Source organism: Streptomyces sp. SCSIO 30461 (assembly GCF_037023745.1).
Taxonomy (GTDB): domain Bacteria; phylum Actinomycetota; class Actinomycetes; order Streptomycetales; family Streptomycetaceae; genus Streptomyces.
The window spans coordinates 6,610,770-6,635,056 of record NZ_CP146101.1; the positions used below are offsets into that span (position 1 = coordinate 6,610,770).

The 24,287-nt window shown below is 69.6% G+C and carries 17 protein-coding genes and 1 pseudogene; 13 read left to right on the forward strand and 5 right to left on the reverse strand.

Annotation, left to right across the window (positions count from 1 at the left end; all coding sequences use genetic code 11):
* Window positions 1–7: 7 nt before the first annotated feature.
* A complete protein-coding gene (locus V1460_RS29715; RefSeq protein WP_338676679.1) occupies window positions 8–1,150 on the reverse strand; it encodes a PP2C family protein-serine/threonine phosphatase in 1,143 nt (380 codons plus the stop codon).
* Window positions 1,151–1,293: 143 nt separating this feature from the next.
* Here V1460_RS29715 and V1460_RS29720 point away from each other — a divergent pair, with 143 nt between their 5' ends.
* A complete protein-coding gene (locus tag V1460_RS29720; protein ID WP_338676680.1) occupies window positions 1,294–2,523 on the forward strand; it encodes a GNAT family N-acetyltransferase in 1,230 nt (409 codons plus the stop codon).
* A gap of 70 nt (window positions 2,524–2,593) precedes the next feature.
* Here V1460_RS29720 and V1460_RS29725 read toward each other — a convergent pair whose 3' ends face one another.
* Both V1460_RS29725 and V1460_RS29730 read right to left on the reverse strand, forming a co-directional pair.
* Complete coding sequence (locus V1460_RS29725) at window positions 2,594–3,415, reverse strand: DNA-formamidopyrimidine glycosylase family protein (protein WP_338676681.1); 822 nt, start codon at window positions 3,413–3,415, stop codon at window positions 2,594–2,596.
* The gene (locus V1460_RS29730) at window positions 3,415–3,909 is read right to left on the reverse strand and encodes a ribose-5-phosphate isomerase (protein ID WP_338676682.1); all 495 of its coding nucleotides are present in this window, start codon (window positions 3,907–3,909) and stop codon (window positions 3,415–3,417) included. The genes V1460_RS29725 and V1460_RS29730 overlap by 1 nt, the downstream gene beginning before the upstream one ends.
* Window positions 3,910–4,043: 134 nt before the next feature.
* Here V1460_RS29730 and V1460_RS29735 point away from each other — a divergent pair.
* A pseudogene (locus tag V1460_RS29735) lies at window positions 4,044–4,280 on the forward strand (amino acid transporter); the annotation flags it as partial.
* A gap of 30 nt (window positions 4,281–4,310) precedes the next feature.
* Here the strand turns inward: V1460_RS29735 and V1460_RS29740 are convergent.
* Window positions 4,311–4,907, reverse strand: coding sequence for a biotin transporter BioY (locus V1460_RS29740; RefSeq protein WP_338676683.1), 597 nt, complete (start codon window positions 4,905–4,907; stop codon window positions 4,311–4,313).
* Between the two features lie 414 nt (window positions 4,908–5,321).
* On the opposite strand from V1460_RS29740, the gene V1460_RS29745 reads away from it, so the two are divergent.
* From V1460_RS29745 to V1460_RS29760, 4 genes are all read left to right on the forward strand, one after another.
* Entirely contained in the window at window positions 5,322–6,755 is a 1,434-nt protein-coding gene (locus V1460_RS29745) for an amino acid permease (RefSeq protein WP_338676684.1), read from the forward strand.
* 144 nt (window positions 6,756–6,899) lie between these two features.
* Window positions 6,900–7,544, forward strand: coding sequence for a superoxide dismutase (locus tag V1460_RS29750; RefSeq protein WP_338676685.1), 645 nt, complete (start codon window positions 6,900–6,902; stop codon window positions 7,542–7,544).
* A 240-nt stretch (window positions 7,545–7,784) separates the two neighbouring features.
* Window positions 7,785–10,346 carry an aminopeptidase N gene (gene pepN, locus V1460_RS29755; protein ID WP_338676686.1) on the forward strand — a complete coding sequence of 854 codons (2,562 nt, stop codon included), beginning with the start codon at window positions 7,785–7,787 and terminating at the stop codon, window positions 10,344–10,346.
* Between the two features lie 460 nt (window positions 10,347–10,806).
* Window positions 10,807–11,832: a hypothetical protein gene (locus V1460_RS29760; RefSeq protein ID WP_338676687.1), complete on the forward strand. Its 1,026-nt coding sequence runs from the start codon at window positions 10,807–10,809 to the stop codon at window positions 11,830–11,832.
* Between the two features lie 17 nt (window positions 11,833–11,849).
* Here the strand turns inward: V1460_RS29760 and V1460_RS29765 are convergent, their stop codons facing one another.
* Window positions 11,850–13,031, reverse strand: coding sequence for a serine hydrolase domain-containing protein (locus V1460_RS29765; protein WP_338676688.1), 1,182 nt, complete (start codon window positions 13,029–13,031; stop codon window positions 11,850–11,852).
* A 442-nt stretch (window positions 13,032–13,473) separates the two neighbouring features.
* Between V1460_RS29765 and V1460_RS29770 the strand changes: the two genes are divergently transcribed.
* The 7 genes from V1460_RS29770 (at window position 13,474) to V1460_RS29800 (ending at window position 24,174) form a co-directional block, all read left to right on the forward strand.
* On the forward strand, window positions 13,474–16,821 hold the full coding sequence (locus V1460_RS29770; RefSeq protein WP_338676689.1) for a S8 family serine peptidase: 3,348 nt from the start codon (window positions 13,474–13,476) through the stop codon (window positions 16,819–16,821).
* 239 nt (window positions 16,822–17,060) lie between these two features.
* The gene (locus V1460_RS29775) at window positions 17,061–18,089 is read left to right on the forward strand and encodes an aspartate-semialdehyde dehydrogenase (RefSeq protein WP_338676690.1); all 1,029 of its coding nucleotides are present in this window, start codon (window positions 17,061–17,063) and stop codon (window positions 18,087–18,089) included.
* Window positions 18,090–18,296: 207 nt separating this feature from the next.
* On the forward strand, window positions 18,297–20,867 hold the full coding sequence (gene pepN, locus V1460_RS29780) for an aminopeptidase N (RefSeq protein ID WP_338676691.1): 2,571 nt from the start codon (window positions 18,297–18,299) through the stop codon (window positions 20,865–20,867).
* A gap of 206 nt (window positions 20,868–21,073) precedes the next feature.
* Entirely contained in the window at window positions 21,074–22,774 is a 1,701-nt protein-coding gene (locus tag V1460_RS29785) for an ATP-binding protein (RefSeq protein WP_338676692.1), read from the forward strand.
* On the forward strand, window positions 22,771–23,208 hold the full coding sequence (locus V1460_RS29790) for a roadblock/LC7 domain-containing protein (RefSeq protein ID WP_338676693.1): 438 nt from the start codon (window positions 22,771–22,773) through the stop codon (window positions 23,206–23,208). The genes V1460_RS29785 and V1460_RS29790 overlap by 4 nt, the downstream gene beginning before the upstream one ends.
* Window positions 23,205–23,567: a DUF742 domain-containing protein gene (locus V1460_RS29795; protein WP_338676694.1), complete on the forward strand. Its 363-nt coding sequence runs from the start codon at window positions 23,205–23,207 to the stop codon at window positions 23,565–23,567. The genes V1460_RS29790 and V1460_RS29795 overlap by 4 nt, the downstream gene beginning before the upstream one ends.
* Window positions 23,548–24,174: an ATP/GTP-binding protein gene (locus tag V1460_RS29800; protein ID WP_338676695.1), complete on the forward strand. Its 627-nt coding sequence runs from the start codon at window positions 23,548–23,550 to the stop codon at window positions 24,172–24,174. Before V1460_RS29795 ends, V1460_RS29800 begins: the two co-directional genes overlap by 20 nt.
* The last annotated feature ends 113 nt before the right edge of the window (window positions 24,175–24,287 follow it).

Sequence of the window (24,287 nt, forward strand, 5' to 3'; positions counted from 1 at the left end):
ACCCTGTTCAGGGTTCGCGGCGTAGTAGAAGGAGGGCACGGTCGTCGTTGACGTCCTTGGCGACCGCCTCGATCAGATGCCAGGCGGCGCCTTCGAACCCGGTGGCGACATAGCGGTCGGCCTCGCCCGTCAGCCGGTCCATACCCTCCGCGATCTCGCGATCGGACGCCTCGACCAGGCCGTCCGTGAAGAGCATCAGCACGTCTCCGGGCTGGAGCGAGCCCTTCACCGGATCGAACTGGGCCCCGTCGTACACCCCGAGCAGCGACCCGTCGGCGGTCTTCTCCTCCCAGCGGCCCGTACCCGCGTGCAGTTGGAGGGCGGGCAGATGCCCCGCGGAGAGGAGTTCGTAGTCACCCGAGTCCAGGTCGAGCACCAGATGTATGGAGGTCGCGAAGCCCTCGTCCCAGTCCTGCCGCAGCAGATAGGCGTTGGCCGCCGGCAGGAAACCGTGAGGGGGGAGGGAGCCGAGCAGGCCCCCGAACGCCCCGGACAGCAGCAGGGCGCGTGAGCCCGCGTCCATGCCCTTGCCCGAGACATCGGTGAGGACGACTTCGAGGGTGCGTCCGCCGTTGGTACGGGCTCCCACCACGAAGTCACCCGAGAAGGACTGGCCGCCGGCCGGGCGCAGTGCCATCTCGTGGTGCCAGCCCTTGGGCAGTCTGGGCAGCGCGCTCTGGACGCGGATGCGTTCACGCAGGTCGAACAGCATGGTTCCACCGCGCCGCCAGGGCACGCCGACCCGGGCCCTGAACTGGGCGATGAGCAGTCCGAACAGTCCGCAGGCCGCCACCACCAGCACGGTGCCCGGGGTGACGCGTGCGGGTCCGTCCAGATACGGCCCGAGCGCCATCGACTCGATGATCAGCGCGCCGGCCGCCGTCGCGTAGAGCCCGAGCAGGCTCGCGGGACGCAGCAGCACCCCGCCCGCGACGATGGGCAGCACCATCGCGGTGGGGGCGAACCAGACCGGCATGGCGATGGTGCCGCAGGCGATCGCCGGGATGGTGAGCAGCAGGCCCACGAAGGCGATCCAGTCGGAACCGTCGCCCCGGAAGTAGTCGACTCCGGACTTGCGCAGCGCGGTGCGGGCCCGGCGGGCGGACCTCCGCAGCCGGGCCGCGAACGAACCTGCTGCGCCACGTGCCATCGACGTGGACCTTATCCATCCGCGCGGCCCTCGTGCAGGGGGGACCCCCAAAGCGCTCGAAGACGCGGACGGGGGCGGTACGCACGGCATCGCGCGCGAATATCGGGTCGCGACGGTCGGCGGCCCCCTGGTACGCATGGCGTATGACGACGGATCTTAGGGTGCTTGACCGGTCTGAGTGGGATCACTGGTACGGGAGGCTGGAGCTCGCTTTCGGCGGTGTCCTGGAGACCCAGGAGGAGCGCGCGCTGTATCGCGAGCTGGCCGAGGTCGACCGCTCGCTCGGGGTCTGGGACGGCGACGAGTGCGTCGGCACCGCGGGAGCGTTCAGCTTCCGGATGTCGGTGCCGGGCGGCGCGTTCGTGCCCGCGGCCGGAGTGACGATGGTCAGCGTGGCCGCGACCCACCGGCGGCGCGGAGTGCTCACCTCGATGATGCGGCGCCAGCTGGACGACGTACGCGAGTGGGGTGAGCCGCTGGCTGTGCTGACAGCGTCGGAGCCCGAGATCTACGGGCGCTTCGGATACGGGATCGCCACCCATCTGCTGAACCTGGAGATCGACACCAACCGGGTGCGAATCGCCGCGCCCGCGGGGACGGACGGTGTACGACTGCGGTTCGCGCCGGTGACGGATGCCGCAGAGGCCTGCGAGCGGATCTACCGCCGTACCATCGGCGTACGGCCGGGAATGTTCGCGCGGACACCGGGCTGGGAGCGGCTGCCGCTGCTGGACCCGCCGTCCGAGCGTGAGGGCGCGTCGCCGATGCAGTGCGTACTGGCCGAACGGGACGGCGAGGTGGTCGGATTCGTCCGGTTCCACAACAAGCCGCAGTGGGGGGCGTCGGGGCCGGACGGCTCGATCATCGTGCGGCAGCTCGACGCCGTCGACCCGGCCGCCTATGCGGCGCTGTGGCGCTTTGTCTGCGGCATCGATCTGACGTCGTCCGTGACCGTCCGGAACAGGCCGGTGGACGATCCGCTGCTGAGCATGGTCAGCGATATCCGGCGCTGCGTCGTACGGATGAAGGACTCACTGCACGTACGGCTGGTGGATGTGGGCACCGCGCTGGCGGCGCGTACGTACCAGACGCCGGTGGACGTGGTGTTCGAGGTGGCGGACACGTTCTGCCCCTGGAACGAAGGGCGCTGGCGGCTGACCGGTGACATGAAGGGGGCATCCTGCGAGCGGACCCAGGACGCGCCGGATCTGGCGTTGTCGGTGGCGGAGCTGGGGGCCGCCTATCTGGGCGGTGTGTCGCTGTCCTCGCTGGCGGGCGCAGGCCGGGTGCGCGAGCTGCGCGAGGGCGCGCTCGCGGTGGCCTCGCTCGCCTTCGGATCGGATCCGGCTCCATGGCTGCCGCACGGATTCTGATTCCGGCGACGGAACCGGGCACGGCAGCAGGGTGTGGTCCGCTCCTTGCCCGGCCAGCGGGCCTGGTTCCCTAACCCGGCTGGCAGCCCGGGCACCAGAAGAGGTTACGGGCGGCGAGATCGGCGGTGCGGATCTCGCCGCCGCAGATGTGGCAGGGCAGCGCGGCCCGGCGGTAGACGTAGACCTCGCCACCGTGGTCATCCACCCGCGGCGGGCGGCACATCGCTTGGGGGGTGTGCTCGGGTCGTACGGTGTCGATGCGATTGTGGTGTACGCCCTCGCGCATCAGCGCCACCAGGTCCGTCCAGATGGCGTGCCATTCGCGTTCGGTGAGATCCCTGCCCGCACGGTAGGGATCGATGCCGTGCCGAAAGAGGACTTCGGCGCGGTAGACATTGCCGACTCCCGCGATCACCTTCTGGTCCAGCAGCAGTGCCGCGATGGACGTACGGGACCTGGAGATCCTGGCCCAGGCGCGGTCCGGGCCGTCCTCGGAACGCAGTGGGTCGGGGCCGAGCCGGGCGTGTATCGCCCGCTTCTCGCCGTCCGTGATCAGGGCGCAGGTCGTGGGTCCGCGAAGATCGCCGTAGGAATCGCGGTCGGTGAGCCGCAGCCGCACGGTGTCGGTGGGCGGCGGGGCCGGCGCGTCCCCGAATGCGACCTTGCCGAAGAGCCCGAGGTGGATGTGCACCCACTCGCCGGCGCCGCCCGAGCCGCCGAGGCCGAGGAACAGATGCTTTCCGTGGGCCTGGGTGCGCTCCAGCACCGTGCCGTCGAGCAGCGCGGCCGAGTCGCTGAACTTGCCCTGCGGGCTGGTGACCCGTACGGACCGGCCGCCGAACCGTTCCCGGTAGTCGGCGGCCAGCCGGTGGATGGTGTGCCCCTCGGGCATCAGGCGGTCGGTTCCTGCGGGTGGTGCGCCGGGATCGGGGGGAGCTCGCCGGTGCTCTCGTACTCGGCGAGCATCTCGATGCGGCGGGTGTGACGTTCCTCACCCGAGTAGGGGGTGTTGACGAAGATCTCGACGAACTTGGTCGCCTCGTCCTCGGTGTGCATCCGGGCGCCGACCGCGATCACGTTGGCGTTGTTGTGCTCACGACCGAGGGCAGCGGTCTGCTCGCTCCAGGCGAGGGCCGCACGTACGCCCTTCACCTTGTTCGCGGCGATCTGCTCGCCGTTGCCGGAGCCGCCGATCACGATGCCCAGGCTGTCCGGGTCCGCGACGGTCCGCTCGGCGGCGCGCAGGCAGAACGGCGGGTAGTCGTCCTGGGCGTCGTAGATGTGGGGACCGCAGTCCACGGGCTCGTGGCCATGGGCCTTGAGCCACTCGACTAGGTGGTTCTTGAGTTCGAAGCCGGCATGGTCGGAGCCGAGGTACACGCGCATGATCCGAGTGTGGCACGCGGGAAGCCGGGCAGGCGTCAGCGGGGTCCGTCGCACGGGCCCTGTCGGATGACCAGACCCACATCGGCGCCGGACTGTTCGTCGGCTCGTCCAGCGGCATAGCCGAAGCCGGCCCCGCCATCCTGGCCTCGGTCGTCTTCGGCTTCGTCACCGTCATCCTCAACTACACGAACAAGGACACCGTCTTCCTGTTCCTGCTGAACTCATCGGGTGCGGTCCCGCTCTTCGTCCGGCTGGTGATCTGCTTCACCCAGCTGCGGATGCGCGGGATCCTGCAGCGCGAGGCGCCGGAGAAACTGACCGTGAAGATGTGGCTGTTCCCATATCCGGCCTGGGCGACCGCGACGATGATCGCACCGAGCCTGTGGGCGATTCGGCCGCGGTCAGCCTCGGCGCCCGATGAGCTTCCAGGCCGCAGGCAGGGCCCCCATCGCCAGTGCCGCCTTGAGCGCGTCACCGACGAGGAACGGGAGCAGACCCAGGGACACGGCCTTCCCGAAGGTCATCCCGGTGGCGAGAGCAAGATACGGAACGCCGACCGCGTAGATGATCGCCGAGCCCAGCACCATCGCACCGGCCGTACGCGGCACCGAGCGGTCCGCGCCACGGCGAGCGAGTGCACCGACGACGGTCGCGGCGAGCAGCATGCCGAGGATGTAGCCGAAGGACGGCATGGCGTAACCGGACGACGCGCCGGCGAACCACGGCATCCCCGCGACACCCGCGACGGCGTACAGCGCGAGGGCGAGGAAGCCGCGGCGGGCGCCGAGCGCGGTGCCGACGAGCAGCGCGGCGAAGGTCTGGCCGGTCACCGGGACCGGGGAGCCCGGGACCGGTAGGGAGATCTGGGCCGCGACCCCGGTGAGCACGGCGCCGCCCACGACAAGGGCGATGTCCTTGGTGCGCGAGGCGGGCAGCAGGTCGGCGAGGACCACGCCGGTGAAAGGCGGACGGACAGGGGCGGCGGCAGTGGTGCTCATCGGTACTCCGCGGAGGCAGGGACAGGGGCGGTGTCGAAGTGGACATGACGACGCTAGCCGACGAGTGAACGCCCGTTCACCGTCAGTCGAGAACAAACCGCTGCTCGGTGGCTTGGTGGGGTTCGGACAAAGCGATGGATGCACACACCTCCGGGACGTGATGCTGATCACGGAGTTGACGAGCAGGAAAGGCCCGAGGGCGCGCCTTTCGGCAAGAAGGCCGCACCTCGGAAGCCTGTCGATTCCCTCCAAGAGCCCAACCGGCCCGCGAGGATATGCGGGATATGCAACCGCTCGGTGCCCGGAGCTTCACATTGTGTGAGCATTTTGTCCGTATAGCGGTCACCCAGGCTCCGTGAGCGGTACGGGGCCCAGACTTGGGCCGCCCCTGTCTCCCACACACAAGGCACATCCATGTCTCGGACCCCGGCGCCCGCGCCCGCCACCGACAAGACCGGCGGGACCGCCGGCGCTGTCGGTTCCCCGGCGCTCGCGCACAGTCTCAAGCAGCGCCATCTGTCGATGATCGCCCTCGGCGGCGTGATCGGCGCCGGCCTCTTCGTCGGCTCCGGTGAGGGCATCGCGGCTGCGGGCCCTTCGATCGTCATCGCCTACGCGGTGTCCGGGCTGCTCGTCATGCTCGTGATGCGCATGCTCGGCGAGATGTCGGCGGCCAACCCGGCTTCCGGCTCCTTCTCCGTACACGCCGAGCGGGCGCTCGGCCCCTGGGCGGGCTTCACCGCGGGCTGGGCCTTCTGGGTGCTGCTGTCCGTCGCGGTGGGCCTGGAGGGCATCGGTGCCGCCGAGATCGTCAGCGGCTGGCTGCCCGGCACGCCGGAGTGGGCCTGGGTCGCACTGTTCATGGCCGTGTTCTGCGGCACCAACCTGGCGGCGGTGAAGAACTTCGGCGAATTCGAGTTCTGGTTCGCCGCGCTCAAGGTCGGCGCGATCACCCTCTTCCTCGTTCTCGGGGGTCTCGCCATCCTCGGCATGCTGCCCGGCACCGCCGCGCCCGGCGCGGCGAACCTCACGGGCGAGGGCGGCTTCCTGCCCAACGGGTCCCAGGGACTGGTCATCGGTCTGCTCGCGTCGGTGTTCGCCTACGGCGGCCTGGAGACGGTCACCATCGCGGCGGCCGAGTCCGAGCAGCCGGTGCAGGGCGTCGCCAAGGCGGTCCGAACGGCGATGTGGCGGATCGCGCTGTTCTACATCGGGTCGATGGCGGTCATCGTCACGCTGGTGCCCTGGGACCACCCGGATGTCGCCAACCCCGACAAGGGCCCCTATGTCACCGCCCTGAACCAGCTCGACATCCCCGGCGCGGGCACCGTGATGCAGGTGGTGGTGCTGATCGCGCTGCTGTCGGCGATGAACGCCAACATCTACGGCGCCTCCCGTATGGCCTACTCGCTCGTCGCCCGCGGCCAGGGCCCGAAGGCACTGGGCCGGGTCTTTGGCGGTGTGCCGCGGATCGCCGTGCTGGTGTCCTCGGTGTTCGGCTTCGTGTGCGTGGTGCTCAAGTACTGGCGCCCCGACGACGTGTTCCCCTGGCTGCTGAAGATGATCGGCGCGGTGATCCTGGTCGTCTGGCTCTTCATCGCCGTCTCCCAGCTGGTGCTGCGTCGCCGCACCGAGCGCGAGGCCCCGGAGAAGCTGGTGGTGCGGATGTGGCTGTACCCGGCGCTGACCTGGATCGCGATCGCGGGCATGCTGGGCGTGTTCGCGCTGATGCTGCGTGAGCCCGGCACCCGCGAGCAGTTGCTCTACACGGGTGGGATGACCCTGATGCTGGCCGTCGGCGGCCTGCTCGTACAGCGGAACCGCAAGCGGACGCGGTCGGCGGACTGACGCGCCACCGACCAAATCGAGAGGACCCCCGAACCGCACCCGCGGTCCGGGGGTCCTCTCGATCACGCACTCCCTCCACCGGGCCTTGTTGCTGCTAGCCTGCACTTGCGAATACTTTGCAATTAGTGGTCGAAGGGCTTGGACATGGCCGTGTACACGCTTCCTGAACTCCCGTACGACTATGCGGCGCTGGAGCCGGTGATCAATCCACAGATCATCGAGCTGCACCACGACAAGCACCATGCCGCGTATGTGAAGGGCGCCAACGACACCCTGGAGCAACTGGCGGAGGCGCGGGACAAGGAAGCCTGGGGCTCGATCAACGGTCTGGAGAAGAACCTCGCGTTCCACCTCTCCGGCCACATCCTGCACAGCATCTACTGGCACAACATGGCGTCCCCGAAGGACAGTGGCGGCGGTGAGCCGCTGGCAGCGGACGGCGTCGGCGAGTTGGCGGACGCGATCACCGAGTGCTTCGGCTCCTTCGCCAAGTTCAGGACCCAGCTCTCGAAGGCCTCTGCCACCACACAGGGTTCCGGCTGGGGCGTCCTCGCCTATGAGCCTGTCAGCGGCCGGCTGATCGTCGAACAGGTCTACGACCACCAGGGCAACGTCGGCCAGGGCTCGGTGCCGATCCTGGTCTTCGACGCCTGGGAGCACGCCTTCTACCTCCAGTACAAGAACCAGAAGGTGGACTTCATCGACGCGATGTGGGGCGTCGTCAACTGGCAGGACGTGGCGAAGCGCTATGCCGAGGCGAAGGAGCGCACGCCGTTGATCACCGCCTGAGGCGGGCTCGGATGTCCGCCCGGCCGAAGGCCGGGGGAACCGGCCCTCCGGAAGGAGGCGTCCTGCTCGTGATCGTCTTCTCTACCTTCACTTGCAGGCGGATGGAGGAAGGGCCCCCGCGAGGACAGGACTCGCGGGGGCCCTTCTGTGTGCCCCGTCGGCCCGCCCCGGGCCGACGGCACGGCCGTCCGGGCCCATGCGAGGATCAGTGCCGTTCGAACGAGACACAAAGGAGTGGCCGTGCCCGGAGAGAATCTGTCCCGCGACGAGGCCGACGAACGGGCCGCGCTGCTGTCCGTCGACGGGTACGAGGTCTTCCTCGACGTGCGGTCCGCCGCCGAGGAACAGGCGCCGGAGCCCAGGACGTTCCGCTCGGTGACGACGATCCGCTTCCGCGCGGCCGAGCCGGGTTCCGCGAGCTTCGCCGATCTGATCGCCCCTTCGGTCACCGCCGTGACCCTGAACGGCGAGGAGCTCGACCCGGCCGTCGTCTTCGACGGCTCACGGGTGGCGCTTCCCGCGCTGCGCGCGGAGAACGTGCTGGTGGTCGACGCCCAGTGCGCGTACAGCCGCACCGGCGAGGGCCTGCACCGGTTCGTCGACCCGGAGGACGGGGAGGTCTACCTCTACACGCAGTACGAGCCCGCCGACGCCCGCCGGGTGTTCGCCAACTTCGAGCAGCCGGACCTCAAGGCTCCCTACCGTTTCGAGGTGACCGCGCCTGAGGACTGGACGGTCTGGAGCAACGAAGCCGTCGCATCCCGGGACGGCGGCACCTGGCGGTTCGTCGAGACCAAGCCGATCTCGACGTACATCACCGCTGTCGTCGCCGGCCCCTACCACCACGAGAGCGACCTCTACACCCGCGTACTGCCCGACGGGAGCACGCTCGAGATCCCGCTCGGCGCCATGTGCCGCAAGTCACTCGCCAAGCACTTCGACGCCGACGACATCTTCCTGGTCACCAAGCAGGGTCTCGACTTCTTCCACGAGCACTTCGACTACCCGTACCCCTTCGGGAAGTACGACCAGGCCTTCGTGCCCGAGTACAACCTCGGGGCGATGGAGAACCCGGGGTGTGTGACCTTCCGTGAGGAGTTCGTCTTCCGCGGCAAGGTGACCCAGGCGTCGTACGAGCGGCGCGCCAACGTGATCCTGCACGAGATGGCGCACATGTGGTTCGGCGATCTGGTCACCATGCGCTGGTGGGACGACCTGTGGCTGAAGGAGTCCTTCGCGGACTTCATGGGATCGCTCTCGATGGTCGAGGCCACCCGCTTCCGCAACGGCTGGGTGACCTTCGCGAACAACCGCAAGGCCTGGGCGTACCGCGCGGACCAGCTGCCGTCCACGCACCCCATCACGGCGGACATCCGTGACCTCGAGGACGCGAAGCTCAACTTCGACGGCATCACCTACGCCAAGGGCGCGTCGGTGCTGAAGCAGCTGGTGGCCTACGCGGGCCGGGACGCCTTCCTTGAGGGTGTCCGGCGCTACTTCAAGCGGCACGCGTACGGGAACACCCAGCTCGGCGATCTGCTGTCGGTGCTGGAGGAGACCTCGGGCCGGGACCTGGCCGCCTGGTCGCGCTCCTGGCTGGAGACCGCAGGCGTCAACACGCTCACCCCGGTGGCCGTGTACGACGCCGAGGGACGGATCACCGAACTCGCGGTGCTCCAGAAGGGCGACGAACTCAGGCCGCACCGGGTGGCGGTGGGGCTGTACCGGCTCGAAGGGTCGGACCTGGTGCGTTACGCGCGGGCCGAGGTGGACGTCGTCGGGGCGCGGACCGTCGTGGCCGAGCTCGCCGGGGCGGAGCGTCCCACGCTGGTCCTGGTCAACGACGACGACCTCACCTACTGCAAGATCCGTTTCGACGAGGTCTCACTCGACACCCTGCGCTCGCACCTGGGGGCGATCACCGATCCGCTGGCCCGTGCGCTGTGCTGGTCGGCGCTGTGGAGCATGACCCGCGACGCACTCATGCCGGCGCGGGACTTCGTGGCCGTGGTGATGGACTTCGCCGGCCGGGAGTCGGACATGGGCGTGCTCCAGATGGTGCACGCCTGGGCGCGCACCGCGCTGGTGCACTACGCCGCCCCGTCCTGGCGTGAGGAGGGCGGCCGGCTGCTGTCCGCGTGCGCGCTGCGCGAGCTGCGGCTCACCGAGCCGGGCAGCGAGCACCAACTGACCTGGGCGCGCTTCTTCGCGGCGACGGCCACGACCCACGCCGACTTCCAGCTGCTCCAGGGACTGCTCGACGGCAGCGCGCGGATCGACGGCCTCGATGTCGACCAGGAGCTGCGCTGGGCGCTGCTGGAGCCGCTGGCCGCACACGGGGTGACCGACGAGGCGGCGATCGGTGCGGAGCTGGCCCGCGACGACACCGCTTCCGGCAAGCGCCACCAGGTCCGGTGCCTGGCGGCGCGCCCTTCGGCGGCGGTCAAGGACCAGGCATGGGCGCAGGTGGTGGAGTCCGACGCGCTCTCCAACGCCCTGGTGGCGGCGACGATTTCCGGCTTCGCGCAGGCGTCGCAGCGCGAGTTGATCGCGCCCTACACGCGGAAGTACTTCGACTCGATCGAACGGGTGTGGGCGGAGCGGTCGATCCAGATCGGCATGGACGTGGTGCAGGGGCTGTTCCCCGGCCTCCAGGACGACCAGGCCACCCTGGACGCGGCGGACGGCTGGCTGGCCTCGCACCCCGATGCCGCTCCGGCGCTGCGCCGTCTGGTCATCGAGGAGCGCGACGATCTCGCCCGCGTGCTGCGCGCCCAGCAGCGGGACGCGGTACGGGACTGAGCTGAGCTGCTGCGAGCCGACGCGATCGGCTCGCAGAGCCGGCCCGGAGCGAACCTACGGCGCCGGTACCGGTCTCCCGGTACCGGCGCGGCGGGCCCGACCTCACCCAGGTCGACTCACCGCGGCAGAAGCGCGTGATGCGCTTCGGGCTGCGGCGGGTGTGCGGTGGCGAGGCGGCACGGACGGGCGCTCGGTCAGGCTGCCGGGCGCGGCCACTCCGATGGCCGAAGGGCAGACCACGACCGCGCTCCCCCACGGTGGACGCTCGCCTACTTCTCCGTGGTCACGCTCCACGGGGTCACCAGGCTTCGGCGGACGACCTGGCGGCGATGTCGGCGCCGGTGAGCACAGCGCCTGATCGGCTTTCGAACTACCGTACTTTAGGGCGGTGTTGTCCGGAAATATCGACGACCGTGTAACAGCGGTTAGAAGGCATACGGAGCCAGGGAATTGGCGCACCATGAACCCCAACACCCCTCTCTACCCTTCCCCTTTGAACCTTCGGTCCGATGTGCGTAGCCGAGTACTGACCGCCACCCAGCTCCGAGCGCACGGAGTGCCCGCGGACCGGGCCGCCGAGCAGTGCGGGCTCGGCGGGCCATGGCAGCAGGTGCTGCCCGGTGTGTACGTGCTGCACCGGAGGCCGCTCACCAGCGAGGAGCGGCTGAACGCGGTAATGGCGTACGCCGGAAGGCCCGTAGGCGGCGGGGAGGCCATGATCACCGGGCTGGCGGCACTGGCGCTGCGCCGATTCGCGTCCGTACCGGCCCTGCCCTTGCTGAGCCGGATCGATGTGCTGGTGCCGCACACCCGGCGACTCCGGTCGGCGGGCTGCGCCCGGCTGATCCGCACCCAGTCGCCGCCGAGGCCCGAGTACCTCGCCGGACTGCCGGTCGCCCCGGTGCCCCGAGCGCTCGCAGACGCGGTCGCGCGTCTGACCGACGCGACCTCGGTGCGCCGACTGCTCACCGAGGCGGTGCGGGCCGGATACTGCGAACCGGCCGCCGTGGTCGGGGAGCTGGACCGCGCGCGGCTGCTGTCCAGGCCCCATCTGGTGGACGCGGTGGACTCCCTGCTGGCCGAGGGGCGGACCCTGGCCGAGGACCGGCTCTACGAGCTGATCCACCTGTACGGGCTGCCCGACCCGGTCTGGAACGTCGATCTGCGACTGTCCGGCGGCCCGCGTCTCGGCAGTGTCGACGCCTACTGGCCCGAGCAGGCGATCGCCCTGGAGCTGGACACCCGAGCCCCGCGCCCGCCCCGCGCAGCGGGGGACGAGCGCGGGGGCGGGCCTGGCCCGGACCTGGAGTGGCCCGCGTACAGCCGCAAGCGGGAGCATCTGGAGCGCCTCGGCATCACGGTGGTGCACGTCTCACCGAAGCGCCTGCGGGACGCCCCCGCCCAGCAGGCGGCGGTGATCCGCACTGCGTTGATGGCCTCACCGCACCGGGAGCCCGCCGCCTATGTCGTGGTACTCCCCCGTTGACCCCCGCGGCCCCGCGGTCAGCAGAACTCCGCCTCCATCACGGCAGCCGTGTCTCCCACCCAGTCACTGTTGAAGTTCATGGCGAGGGCGTGACCGCCGTCCCGGGTGACGACGGCTCCCGACGAGGAGCCGTGGATGCCTCCCCCATGCCCCCAGACCTCCTTGCCGCACGACAACTTCACCGCCATCAGCCCGAGCCCGTACCGGAGGTTCGGTGCGTCCTCACCCGTCGACAGGGTCGTGGTCATCTTCTTCAGCTGCGCCTTCGGCAGCAGCCGCCCGCCGAGCAGTACCCGGTAGAAGCGGTTGAGGTCGCCGGTCGTGGAGATCATCTCGCCGGCCGATCCGGCGGCCGACGGGTTCAGCTCGGTGACATCGTGGATGGTGTGGCTCGGCTGGGGGCCGACCAGGGTCGAATACGCCCGTCCGCTGGGACCCGGCAGCCATGGGCGGACGCCGGGGACAGAGGTGCCGCGCAGCCCCAGCGGGCGCAGGATCCGGCGCTCGACCTCCGAGCCGTAGGGGCGACCGGTCGCCTTCTCGATGACCAGTCCGGCGAGCGTGAAATTGGTGTTGGAGTACTGCCAGCCGGTGCCCGGGGCGAAGTTCGGGCGGTGGCCCATGGCGAGCCGGACCAGTTCACGCGGGGTGTAGGTGTCGTAGCGATGCTCGAAGAAGCCCGGCCCGAAGACCTTCTCCGAGAACCCCGGATCCTCGGTGTAGCTGTAGAGGCCGCTGCTGTGGTTGAGGAGCTGTCGCAGGGTGATGGCCCGCCCGTCGTTGCCGTTGCCCCGCACCAGCCCGGGCAGCCAGCGCTCCACGGTGTCGTCGAGGCTCAGTCTCCCTTCGGCCTCCAGCTGGAGGACGACCGTGGCCACGAACGTCTTGGTGATGGAACCGACGCGGAAGCGGTCTTCGGGCCGGCGCTCACGTCCGGTGGTGCGGTCGGCCACGCCCGCCTCGCCGTTCCAGACGCGGTGCCCGGCTCTGGCCGCCTGTGCGAGCGCACCCGGCACCCCCTCGGCGACGGCCGCCTCCAGCGCCTGCTGGGTGCGCTCGTGCTCGGAGGGCGGCCTGGGGGTGGCGCCGGCCGCTGCCACGGGCGTGACGAGCGCGGTGCCGACGAGCGCGGCCCCCACCGCTGCGGCGAGCACCGACCGGATCATGCGAACAGGACGTACGGTCAGACGCACGGTCATGCGGGAACTCCTGTCTACGCGTGCTGTTGGGCGGATCAGAGGTGGTTCGACCGGAAGAACTCCGCCCGATGCCGCCGGGTTGACCGGCATCCCCGGGTTGAGCGGGTTTCAGCCGTTCCCGTGACGAGCCCCGGGCACCCTGCCCGCCCGGGGCCGCTCCCGCCACGCGCGCACACGACGAACACACCGCGATCCACATCACGGCGGGCACCGCAATCGGGAATCCCCCAGCCCATCCCTTGACCACCCCTCGAAACCGAACGACCGAATGTCCGGTATCAGGATGGTTCGCCCCCTCGACCCATGTCACGCCAGTGGCGGATGTACGCCATCAACCCTTCACGTCTCCGTCAACTCTCCACAAACACCCGTCTCTTACGAAAAGGTAAGCGGTCATCCGGCACCGAAATCCGGACCCTCTCTTTCACTTACAGGGATGTAGATGACCCCCGAATCCCAGAGCTCCATATCCGGCCGGAGGCGCGCGGCCCGTGTGGCAGCCGCGGCCGGCCTGGTGGCCGCGCTGGTCACCGCTGGAGTCGTGCCCGCCTTCGCGGCGGCGACTGACGACCCGGTCGGTTCCGCCCCCGTGAAGTCCACGAGCTCCGACAAGCTGGGGGCGGCCGACGCCGACCTCCTGGAGCAGGCAGAGACCAAGGGCGAGAAGACCGTCACCATGATGGTCGCCACCGCCCCCGGTGAGACCGAGAAGGTTGCCGCGCAGCTCGACGCCGTGCCGGGTGCCTCCGTCGGCAAGGTCTACGACAAGCTCGGCTACGTCCGCGCCACCGTGCCGACGGGCAAGGCCGAGGCGGCGATCAAGGCCGCCGGCAAGCTGCCCAGCGTGCACGGCATCGACCTCAAGCACGAGATCGAGCTGGACGACCCGACTCCCGCGGGCGACCGCGCGAGCGGGATCGCCACCTCGCCCAACGGCAAGTCCGGCAAGGGCGGCAAGAGCACCAAGGCCGGCAGCTACGCGGCTCCGGGCAAGAAGACTCCCGCCAAGAACCCGTACAACCCGTCCTTCGAGACGGGCGCGGTGAAGTTCGTCGAGGACCACCCGAAGTACGACGGCCGCGGTGTCACCATCGGCATCATGGACTCGGGTGTCGACGTCGCCCACCCGGCGCTCCAGAAGACCACCACCGGCGAGCGCAAGATCACCGACTGGGTGACGGCGACGGACCCGATCACGGACAACGACGGCACCTGGCGCGCCCAGATCACCCCGGTCGCCGGTCCGACGTTCACCGCGTCGGGCAGCACCTGGACGGCTCCGCCCGGCTCGTACCAGTTCAGCCGGTTCACGGAGTCGATCACCGCCAACGGCGACATGAAGGGTGACGTCAACCGCGACGGCGACACCAGCGACCGGTTCGGGCTGCTCTACGACCCGGCCGCGGGCACCGTCCGCGTCGACACCGACCAGAACGGCGACTTCACCGACAACGAGCCGATGAAGCCGTACAAGGACGGCTACCAGATCGGCTACTTCGGCACGGACAACCCGGCGACCGACGTCGCCGAGCGCATCCCGTTCGTGATCGAGATCCGCAAGAACGTCGCCATGGACCCGCTGGGCGGCGACTGGGTCGGCAAGAAGGCCGACTTCGTCAACGTCGGCATCATCGAGTCCGAGCACGGCACCCACGTCGCGGGCATCACCGCGGCCAACGGTCTGTTCGGCGGCAAGATGAACGGCGCGGCGCCCGGCGCCAAACTGGTCTCGTCCCGCGCCTGCTCCTGGAGCGGCGGCTGCACCAACGTGGCGCTCACCGAGGGCATGGCCGACCTGGTCATCAACCGCGGCGTGGACATCGTCAACATGTCCATCGGCGGTCTGCCGGCGCTCAACGACGGCAACAACGCCCGTGCGGAGCTCTACAGCCGCCTGATCGACGAGTACGGCGCGCAGCTGGTCATCTCGGCGGGCAACGAGGGTCCCGGAATCAACACCATCGGCGACCCCGGTCTGGCCGACAAGGTGATCTCCGTGGGTGCCGCGATCTCCAAGGAGACCTGGGCGTCCAACTACGGCTCCGAGGTCGCGAAGCCGTACGCGATGTTCCCGTTCTCCTCGCGCGGTCCGCGTGAGGACGGTGGCTTCACCCCGACCATCACCGCCCCCGGTGCCTCGATCAACACCATCCAGACCTGGCTGCCGGGCGCCCCGGTCGCCGAGGCCGGATACACGCTGCCGGCCGGCTACGGAATGCTGCAGGGCACTTCGATGTCCTCGCCGCAGGCGGCGGGCGCGAGCGCGCTGCTGCTCTCCGCCGCCAAGCAGCGCAAGATCGACCTGTCCCCGGCGGACCTGCGCACGGCGCTGACCAGCAGCGCCAAGAAGATCGACGGCGCGGCGGCGCACGAGCAGGGCTCCGGCCTGATCAACATCCCGGGTGCCTGGAAGGCCGTCAAGGCCGGCGCGACCGCCACCGAGTACAGCGTGAAGGCGCCGGTCGACACCGCGATCGACCAGTACCTGAAGACCCCGGGCTTCGGCACGGGTCTGTACGACCGCGAGGGCGGCCTGAAGACCGGCCAGAAGAAGTCGTACACGATCACCATCACCCGGACCACCGGTCCGGACCGCCCGATCCGGCACGAGCTGGACTGGAAGTACAACGACGGCACCTTCGACCTGCCGGGCCGCGGCTACGTGATGCTGCCCCTGGACGAGCCGGTCACCGTCAAGGTGGACGCACTGCCCAGCACCGCCGGTGTACACAGCGCCATCCTGGAGCTCGACGACCTCCGCACGGAGGGCGTGGATCGCCAGATCCTCTCCACGGTCGTGGTCTCGAAGCAGCTCACCCTGCCGTCCTACTACGCGTTCTCCGCGTCCGGCACCGTACAGCGCAACAGTCACAAGTCGTACTTCGTGACCGTCCCCGAAGGTGCCAAGACCCTCGAGGTCGCGCTGAGCGGGCTGAAGGACAAGAGCCAGACCCGCTTCATCTCGATCCACCCCTACGGTGTGGCCGTCGAGAACAGCTCCACGATCTACTGCTACCCGAACTACACCAGCCCGACCAACACCTGCCGCCCCGACCTGCGGTCGTACGCCGACCCGCAGCCGGGTGTCTGGGAGATCGAGGTCGAGTCCCGCCGTACGTCCCCGTTGCTGAACAACACGTACAAGCTGGACGTGTCCGTGCTCGGCGCGGTCTTCGACCCGGCCGTGAAGACCATCCCCGAGGCCAAGGTCGGCACCGCCGCCAAGGTCGACTGGACGGTCTCCAACGGCTTCGCCGCGATCGACGGCAAGCTGAAGGGCGGCTCGCTGGGCTCGGCGAAGGTCAGCCGCCCGACCATCGCCGACGGCGAGACGCAGGAGAGCACCGTCACCATCGGTGAGGGCGTGGAGCGCCTGGACGTCGCCATCGGCGGCACCTCGGACGCCGGCGCCGACCTCGACCTCGAGGTGTGGCTGGGCGACAAGCAGGTCGGCACGTCCGCCGACGGCGACTCGGAGGAGGCGGTCAGCCTCACCAAGCCCGCCGCCGGTACGTACACGGTCAAGATCGTGGGCTACGCCGTCCCGAACGGCAGCACCGAGTACAACTACCGGGACGTCTTCTTCTCGTCCTCCCTCGGCACGGTCAAGGTCGACGAGACCAAGGCCGTCAAGCTCGCCAGCGGCGCGTCGGCGCAGGTCGCCGCCGAGGTCCTGGTGGGCAGCGAGGCGCCCGAGGGGCGTCGGTTCTTCGGCGAGGTCCAGCTGCTGAACGCCCGCGGCACCGCCGCCGGGACCGGCAGCGTCGTGATCGAGAAGGTCATCCCGTAACACGGGCCACCAGGTCCACCGCGGTGTGACCGACGGCACCATTCGGAGGGCGGGCGTCCACAGGGCGCCCGCCCTTCGGCGTGCGACCGGCATCATCGTGCGGGCAGAACTGTGAGCAGGACCATGCATCCCGCCCCTTGGACAATGGATTGGACAACCCCGCCTGGGACAGACGCATCATGGAACACACCAGGCCACACAGTCTGTGCTGAAGCACGGAAAAGGTACGGAGGAGTCCCGTGAAGGTCGGAATCGTCGGAGCCACCGGGCAGGTCGGCACTGTCATGCGCAAGATCCTCGCCGAGCGGAAGTTCCCGGTCGAGGAGCTCCGGCTGTTCGCCTCGGCTCGCTCCGCGGGATCCGCCATCGAATGGCAGGGCACGGACATCACCGTCGAGGACGCCGCCACCGCCGACTACAGCGGACTGGACGTCGTGCTCTTCTCGGCCGGCGGTGCCACCTCCAAGGCGCTCGCCGAGAAGGTGGCCTCTCAGGGCGCCGTCGTGATCGACAACTCCTCCGCCTGGCGCCGCGACCCCGAGGTCCCGCTCGTCGTGTCCGAGGTCAACCCGCACGCGGTCAAGGACCGCCCCAAGGGGATCATCGCCAACCCGAACTGCACCACCATGGCCGCCATGCCGGTGCTGAAGCCGCTGCACCAGGAGGCCGGACTGGTCGCCATGGTCGCCACGACCTACCAGGCCGTGTCCGGCTCGGGCCTCGCGGGCGTCGCCGAGCTGCGCACCCAGGCCTGCGCGGTCGCCGAGAACGCCGACCGACTGGCATACGACGGCGAGGCCGTCGCGTTCCCCGAGCCCGGTGTCTACAAGCGCCCGATCGCGTACAACGTGCTGCCGCTGGCCGGCAGCATCGTGGACGACGGCTCCTTCGAGACCGACGAGGAGCAGAAGCTCCGCAACGAGTCCCGCAAGATCCTGGAGATCCCGGAGCTCAAGGTCTCCGGCACCTGCGTGCGGGTTCCGGTCTTCTCCGGCCACTCCCTCCAGGTCAATGCCCGCTTCGAGCGGGCGATCAGCGTGGAGCGCGCCTACGAGCTGCTGAGCGGCGCGGCGGGCGTGGAACTATCCGAGATCCCCACGCCGCTCCAGGCCGCGGGCAAGGACGTCTCGTACGTGGGCCGCATCCGAGTGGACGAGACCGTGGACCACGGCCTCGCCCTGTTCCTCTCGGGCGACAACCTCCGCAAGGGCGCCGCCCTGAACGCGGTGCAGATCGCGGAGTTGGTGGCGGCCGAGCTGGGCGCCTGAGCGCCTCTCGACCGCTCGGCGGCAGCCACCTGACCGGCACCCGACCGCAGTCCTGATCCGGGGCGGTCCGGCCACGCAGACGTGCCCGGACCGCCCCGGCCGCTTCCCGGGTCCGCGTGCTCCGGCACCGCGGCGTCACTCGGATGAGTGGCGCCCCCGCTCCGTGGAAAGATGGCCGGAAACGTCACATACCGAGGAGATGACCGGGTGCCTGGCACAAACCTGACCCGTGAAGAGGCGCAAGAGCGAGCACGCCTGCTCACCGTTGACTCGTACGAGATCGACCTCGATCTCACCGGGGCGCAGGAGGGCGGCACCTACCGGTCCGTGACCACCGTGCGCTTCGACTCCGCCGAGACAGGGGCGGAGAGCTTCATCGACCTCGTCGCGCCCGCCGTCCACGAAGTCGTGCTGAACGGCAAGTCCCTGGACGTGGCCGCGGTCTTCCGGGACTCCAGGATCGCCCTGCCGCATCTGCACGAAGGCGTCAACGAACTCCGGGTCGTCGCGGACTGCGCGTACACCAACACCGGCGAGGGTCTGCACCGCTTCGTCGACCCGGTCGACGACCAGGCTTACCTGTACACCCAGTTCGAGGTGCCGGACGCCCGCCGGGTGTTCGCCTCCTTCGAGCAGCCGGACCTCAAGGCCACCTTCCGGTTCACGGTGACGGCACCCGAGGGCTGGAGCGTGATCTCCAACTCGCCGACGCCGGAGCCGAAGGACAACGTCTGGCGGTTCGAGCCGACGCCGCGGATCTCCACGTACATCACCGCGTTGATCGTCGGCCCGTACCACTCCGTGCACAGCTCCTACGAGAAGGACGGGCAGAGCGTGCCGCTCGGCATCTACTGCCGCCCCTCACTCGCCGAGTACCTGGACGCGGACGCGATCTTCGAGGTCACCCGGCAGGGCTTCGACTGGTTCCAGGAGATGTTCGACTACGCCTACCCCTTCGCCAAGTACGACCAGCTGTTCGTGCCGGAGTTCAACGCCGGCGCGATGGAGAACGCGGGCGCGGTGACCATCCGCGACCAGTACGTGTTCCGCTCCAAGGTGACGGACGCCGCGTACGAGGTGCGGGCGGAGACGATCCTGCACGAGCTGGCGCACATGTGGTTCGGCGACCTGGTCACCATGGAGTGGTGGAACGACCTGTGGCTGAACGAGTCGTTCGCCACGTACACGTCGATCGCCTGCCAGGTGTACGCCCCGGGCTCGAAGTGGCCACACGCCTGGACCACGTTCGCCAACTCGATGAAGACCTGGGCCTACCGGCAGGACCAGCTTCCGTCCACACACCCGATCATGGCCGAGATCCGGGACCTGGACGACGTGCTGGTCAACTTCGACGGCATCACCTACGCCAAGGGCGCTTCGGTGCTGAAGCAGCTGGTCGCGTACGTCGGGATGGACGAGTTCTTCCGCGGCGTGCAGGCGTACTTCAAGCAGCACGCCTTCGGCAACACCCGGCTGACGGATCTGCTGGGCGCGCTGGAGGAGACCAGCGGCCGGGATCTGAAGACATGGTCGAAGGCCTGGCTGGAGACCGCGGGCATCAACATCCTGCGGCCGGTGATCGACACGGACTCGTCCGGCGCCATCACCTCCTTCGCCGTCAAGCAGGAGGCCCCGGCGCTGCCGGCCGGCGCCAAGGGCGAGGCGGTGCTGCGCCCGCACCGGATCGCGGTGGGCTTCTACGACCTGGACGAAGCCGGGAAGCTGGTGCGCACCGAGCGCGTGGAGCTGGATGTGGACGGCGAGCTCACCGCCGTAACGGAACTGGTGGGCAAGCCCCGCCCCGCGGTGGTGCTGCTGAACGACGACGACCTGTCGTACGCGAAGGTGCGTCTGGACGACGAGTCCCTGAAGGCCGTAACGGAGCACCTGGGCGACTTCGCCGAGTCGCTGCCGCGCGCGCTGTGCTGGGCGTCGGCCTGGGACATGACCCGCGACGGCGAGCTGCCGACGCGCGACTACCTGTCGCTGGTGCTGTCCGGTATCGCCAAGGAGTCGGACATCGGCGTGGTGCAGTCGCTGCTCCGCCAGGTGAAGCTCGCGATCGACCTGTACGCGGCTCCCGAGTGGCGGGACGCGGGCCTGGCCCAGTGGACGGACGCCACGCTGGCCCATCTGCGTGCGGCGGAGCCCGGCAGTGACCACCAGCTGGCGTGGGCACGGGCCTTCGCGGCGACCGCGCGCACCCCGCAGCAGCTGGACCTGCTCCAAGCGCTGCTGGAGGGCCGGGAGACGGTCGAGGGCCTGGCCGTGGACACCGAGCTGCGCTGGGCGTTCGTGGGGCGGCTCGCGGCCACCGGGGTCTTCGACGAGGAGGAGATCACGGCCGAGCTGGAGCGTGACAAGACGGCGGCGGGTGAGCGGCATGCGGCGACCGCCCGTGCGGCTCGGCCCACCGCCGAGGCGAAGGCGGAGGCCTGGGCGGCCGTGGTCGAGTCGGACCAACTGCCGAACGCCGTGCAGGAGGCGGTGATCGGCGGATTCGTCCAGACCGACCAGCGTGAACTGCTTGCTCCGTACACGGAGAAGTTCTTCACGGTCGTGAAGAACGTGTGGGAGTCCCGCTCCCACGAGATCGCCCAGCAGATCGCCATCGGCCTGTATCCGTCGCTCCAGGTGTCACAGGAGACACTTGCGGCCACGGAAGAGTGGCTGAATTCAGCCGGTCCGAACGCGGGCCTGCGTCGACTGATCTCGGAGTCCCGCGCGGGGATCGAGCGGGCACTGAAGGCTCAGGCGGCTGACGCCGCAGCCGCCTGACCTGCGGATCTGCGCAACTCTGCTTACTGGCGAGTAAGGGCGCCCCGGAACCTGACGGTCCGGGGCGCTCCCGTGTTTCGCGCATCTGGCACGATTCGGTCAGTGTCTGAAGTTTGACCTGACGTCAACAAGCCCCTCAACGAACGACTATGCTCCCTCAGCGTCGCCATGCGATCGTTCCCATTCGATTCTTTTTGAGGGTGCTGATGATCCGTGAGGAATCGTCGCCCGGAAGTGGAAGCCCGCGCACCGCGGCCTCTTTCGGGTGGCTGCTGCCCGCCGCCGTGACAGCCGTCGCCACCGCCGTCGCGGCGGTGCTGGTGCCCACTCCGGCCCGTGTCCCCGTCGTGGTCATCGGTGCCATCGCCACCATCGCGGTCGCCGTCGTCGGCTTCGAGGTCCACCGCCGCGGCAAGACCATCGACACCATGCGTCGCGCGCTCCGCGAGCGGGACGCCATCCTGGCCCGCCACTCGTCGGAGAGCGCGCACCTCGCCGGTTCGCTGCTCCCCGACACCATGGACCGGCTGCACCGGGGCGAACTGCCGGAGGACGTGCTGAGCTCGGTCTCCGCGTCGGAGGCGCACCGGGCCGTGGTCCAGGCTGTCGTAGGTGCGGTCGTGAGCGAAGAGGAGCTGCGCGAGTCCGCACAGCGGGCCTTCGTGAACATCTCCCGCCGTGTGCAGGCCATCGTCCACCAGCAGGCCAAGCAGCTGCGGGAGATGGAGGACCGGCACGGCAAGTCCCCCGAAGTCTTCGGCGATCTGCTCAGGCTTGACCACGGCACCGCGCTGATCGGACGGCTCGCCGACTCCATCGCCGTGCTCGGCGGTGCCCGCCCGGGCCGTCAGTGGGGCAGGGCCGTGCCGCTCTACAGCGTGCTGCGCGGCGCCATGTCGCGGATCACCGACTACCAGCGGGTCGAACTGCACACCGTCGCCGAGGTCGCGGTCGTGGGACCCGCCGTGGAGCCGCTGATCCACGCGATCGCCGAGCTCCTCGACAACGCCACGCGCTATTCGCCACCGCAGACCAGGGTCCACCTGACCGCCGTGGACGTGCAGTCGGGCATCGCCGTCGAGATCGAGGACGGCGGCGTCAACATGAGCGAGGAGACCCGCCGCCGCGCCGAGCTGGTGCTGCGCCAGGCCCAGCAGGGCATCGACCTCAACGACCTGGGCGAGACCCCGCGACTCGGCCTGGCCGTGGTCGGCCGACTGGCTCAGGCATACGGCTTCCAGGTCTCGCTGCGCTCCTCCGCCTACGGCGGTGTCCGCGCGGTCGTCGTCATGCCCCAGGAAATGATCACCGGGGTCGAGTCCGCGACCGGCATCGCACACGGCATCGGCGCCGCGTCCCTGCCGCGTACGACGCTCCCGCCGACCACCGCGCGCACGGCGTCGGCCCCCGCGGCCCCGTTCGTGCCCGCGCAGCGCCACGAGCCGCAGATGTACCAGCAGGCGGCGGTTCAGGCGCACCCGCAGGCGGAGATGTACCCACAGCCCCAGGCGGACGCCCATACGCAGTCGTACGCGCACCCACGCCCGGCCACCGGTCCCATGTCGTCGGAGGTCGGCCCCATGTCGTCGGACGGCACCATCGTGTCGCGGTCCAGCGAGCGCGTGGTGGCCGAATGGACACCGAACGGGCTGCCGCAGCGCCGCCGCAAGTCGCGCCTCGCGGCGGCACCCGACCCGGTGGTCCCGGCCGCGAACGGAAGCCCGTACGGTACGGCCCCCGCACCGGACACCGCCGCGTCCGTACCGGACTCATCGGCTCACGTACCGACCTCGGCTCCCGACCACGAGCCCACACCTCAGGTGCAGCCCGGAATGTGGCTGGCCGCTTTCCAGAGCGGTCTCTCCGGGGAGTCCACCGATGTCAGCAAGGGGAACACGCAGCCATGATTCAGCAGCAGGCCAATATGGACTGGATGCTCAAGGACCTCGCGGAGGGGGTACCGCAGACCCGGCATGTGGTGGTGCTCTCGGCCGACGGGCTGCGCATGGCCCAGTACGGCACCGACACCGACACCGCCGACCGGCTCGCTGCCGCCTGCGCCGGGCTCCAGTCGCTGGCCGGCGCGGTGGCGTCCGAACTCCCTTACAGCGAGGGACGGATGCGGCTGGTCGTCATCGAGATGGACGGCGGCTTCTTCTACCTGATGGCCGCGGGAGTCGGGGCGTTCCTCGCCGTGCTCGCGGACGAAGGAGTCGACGCCGGGCTGATGGGCCAGCGGATGCGTGATCTCGTCCTGCGCATCGGCGAACACCTGACCAGCCCACCGCGGGCCGACAGCACCTACTCGGGCGGTTACACCGGCGGAGGGGCGGCCAGGTGAGCCACCCTGGCGGTGGCGGCTGGGAGGAGACGAGCCCCGAACGGCTCTACGTGATCACAGGCGGGCGCAGCACCTCGTCGGCCCCCGTCGGGCTCGACTTGGTCACCCTGGTAGTGGCCAAGTCCCAGCCGAAGCCCGGAATGCCACCCGAGCACACCGCGATCATGGGGCTGTGCCAGGCACCGTTATCGGTGGCTGAGGTCTCCGCCTATACGAACCTTCCGTTCAGCGTCGTCACCGTCCTCATCGGCGATCTGCTCGCAGAGAACCGGATGATCGCCCGCGCTCCCGTCCCGGCCGCAAAACTCCCCGACCGCGCGTTGATTGAGGCAGTGATCCATGGACTTCAAAAGCTCTGAGCAGCCCTCCCTGGCCGCAGGGCCCCGGAGCGAGGACGCCCTGCCGGTGACTGCCGCCGCGGCCGTCAAGGTGGTGGTCGTGGGCGGGTTCGGCGTGGGCAAGACGACCCTGGTCGGTTCGGTGAGTGAGATTCGCCCGCTGACGACCGAGGAGACGATGACCCAGGCGGGGGTCGGCATCGACGACACCGCCGGGGTCAACAGCAAGACCTCGACAACCGTCGCGATGGACTTCGGGCGCATCAGCATCAACGAGGAGTTGGTGCTGTACCTCTTCGGCACCCCGGGTCAGGAGCGCTTCTGGTTCCTGTGGCGCGGGCTCTTCGAGGGCGCACTGGGCGCGGTGGTCCTGGTGGACACCCGTCGCCTGGAAGTCAGCTTCGATGTCATCGGCCGGCTCGAAGAGCGCGGGGTGCCGTTCGTGGTCGCCCTGAACTCGTTCCCGAGCGCGCCCCGTTACCCGGTCGAGGAGCTCAGGGCCGCACTGGACCTGCCGGATTCGGTGCCGATCATCTCGTGTGACGCCCGGGACCGTGCGTCCAGCCGTGATGTCCTGCTGACCCTGATGCGCTACCTCCAGTCGCTCGCGATGTCACAGGTGTCCTGAGCGGACCGCCGCGCTGCGGCGGTACCGCGCCGGCACGAGCCCCTGCCTTCGGCACGGGCGGCACGGACACGTGGAACCAGCGCCATGGCGGATCTGACCCGCATCTGGAGATT

What these genes read in the sequence shown, in the direction of transcription:
- V1460_RS29790 (WP_338676693.1), top strand. Translation starts at nt 22,771, where the DNA reads ATGATTCAGCAGCAGGCCAATATGGACTGGATGCTCAAGGACCTCGCG.
- V1460_RS29770 (WP_338676689.1), top strand. Translation starts at nt 13,474, where the DNA reads ATGACCCCCGAATCCCAGAGCTCCATATCCGGCCGGAGGCGCGCGGCC.
- V1460_RS29715 (WP_338676679.1), bottom strand. Translation starts at nt 1,150, where the DNA reads ATGGCACGTGGCGCAGCAGGTTCGTTCGCGGCCCGGCTGCGGAGGTCC.
- V1460_RS29740 (WP_338676683.1), bottom strand. Translation starts at nt 4,907, where the DNA reads ATGAGCACCACTGCCGCCGCCCCTGTCCGTCCGCCTTTCACCGGCGTG.
- V1460_RS29760 (WP_338676687.1), top strand. Translation starts at nt 10,807, where the DNA reads ATGAACCCCAACACCCCTCTCTACCCTTCCCCTTTGAACCTTCGGTCC.
- V1460_RS29725 (WP_338676681.1), bottom strand. Translation starts at nt 3,415, where the DNA reads ATGCCCGAGGGGCACACCATCCACCGGCTGGCCGCCGACTACCGGGAA.
- V1460_RS29750 (WP_338676685.1), top strand. Translation starts at nt 6,900, where the DNA reads ATGGCCGTGTACACGCTTCCTGAACTCCCGTACGACTATGCGGCGCTG.
- V1460_RS29745 (WP_338676684.1), top strand. Translation starts at nt 5,322, where the DNA reads ATGTCTCGGACCCCGGCGCCCGCGCCCGCCACCGACAAGACCGGCGGG.
- V1460_RS29800 (WP_338676695.1), top strand. Translation starts at nt 23,548, where the DNA reads ATGGACTTCAAAAGCTCTGAGCAGCCCTCCCTGGCCGCAGGGCCCCGG.
- V1460_RS29720 (WP_338676680.1), top strand. Translation starts at nt 1,294, where the DNA reads ATGACGACGGATCTTAGGGTGCTTGACCGGTCTGAGTGGGATCACTGG.
- V1460_RS29785 (WP_338676692.1), top strand. Translation starts at nt 21,074, where the DNA reads ATGATCCGTGAGGAATCGTCGCCCGGAAGTGGAAGCCCGCGCACCGCG.
- V1460_RS29765 (WP_338676688.1), bottom strand. Translation starts at nt 13,031, where the DNA reads ATGACCGTGCGTCTGACCGTACGTCCTGTTCGCATGATCCGGTCGGTG.
- V1460_RS29730 (WP_338676682.1), bottom strand. Translation starts at nt 3,909, where the DNA reads ATGCGCGTGTACCTCGGCTCCGACCATGCCGGCTTCGAACTCAAGAAC.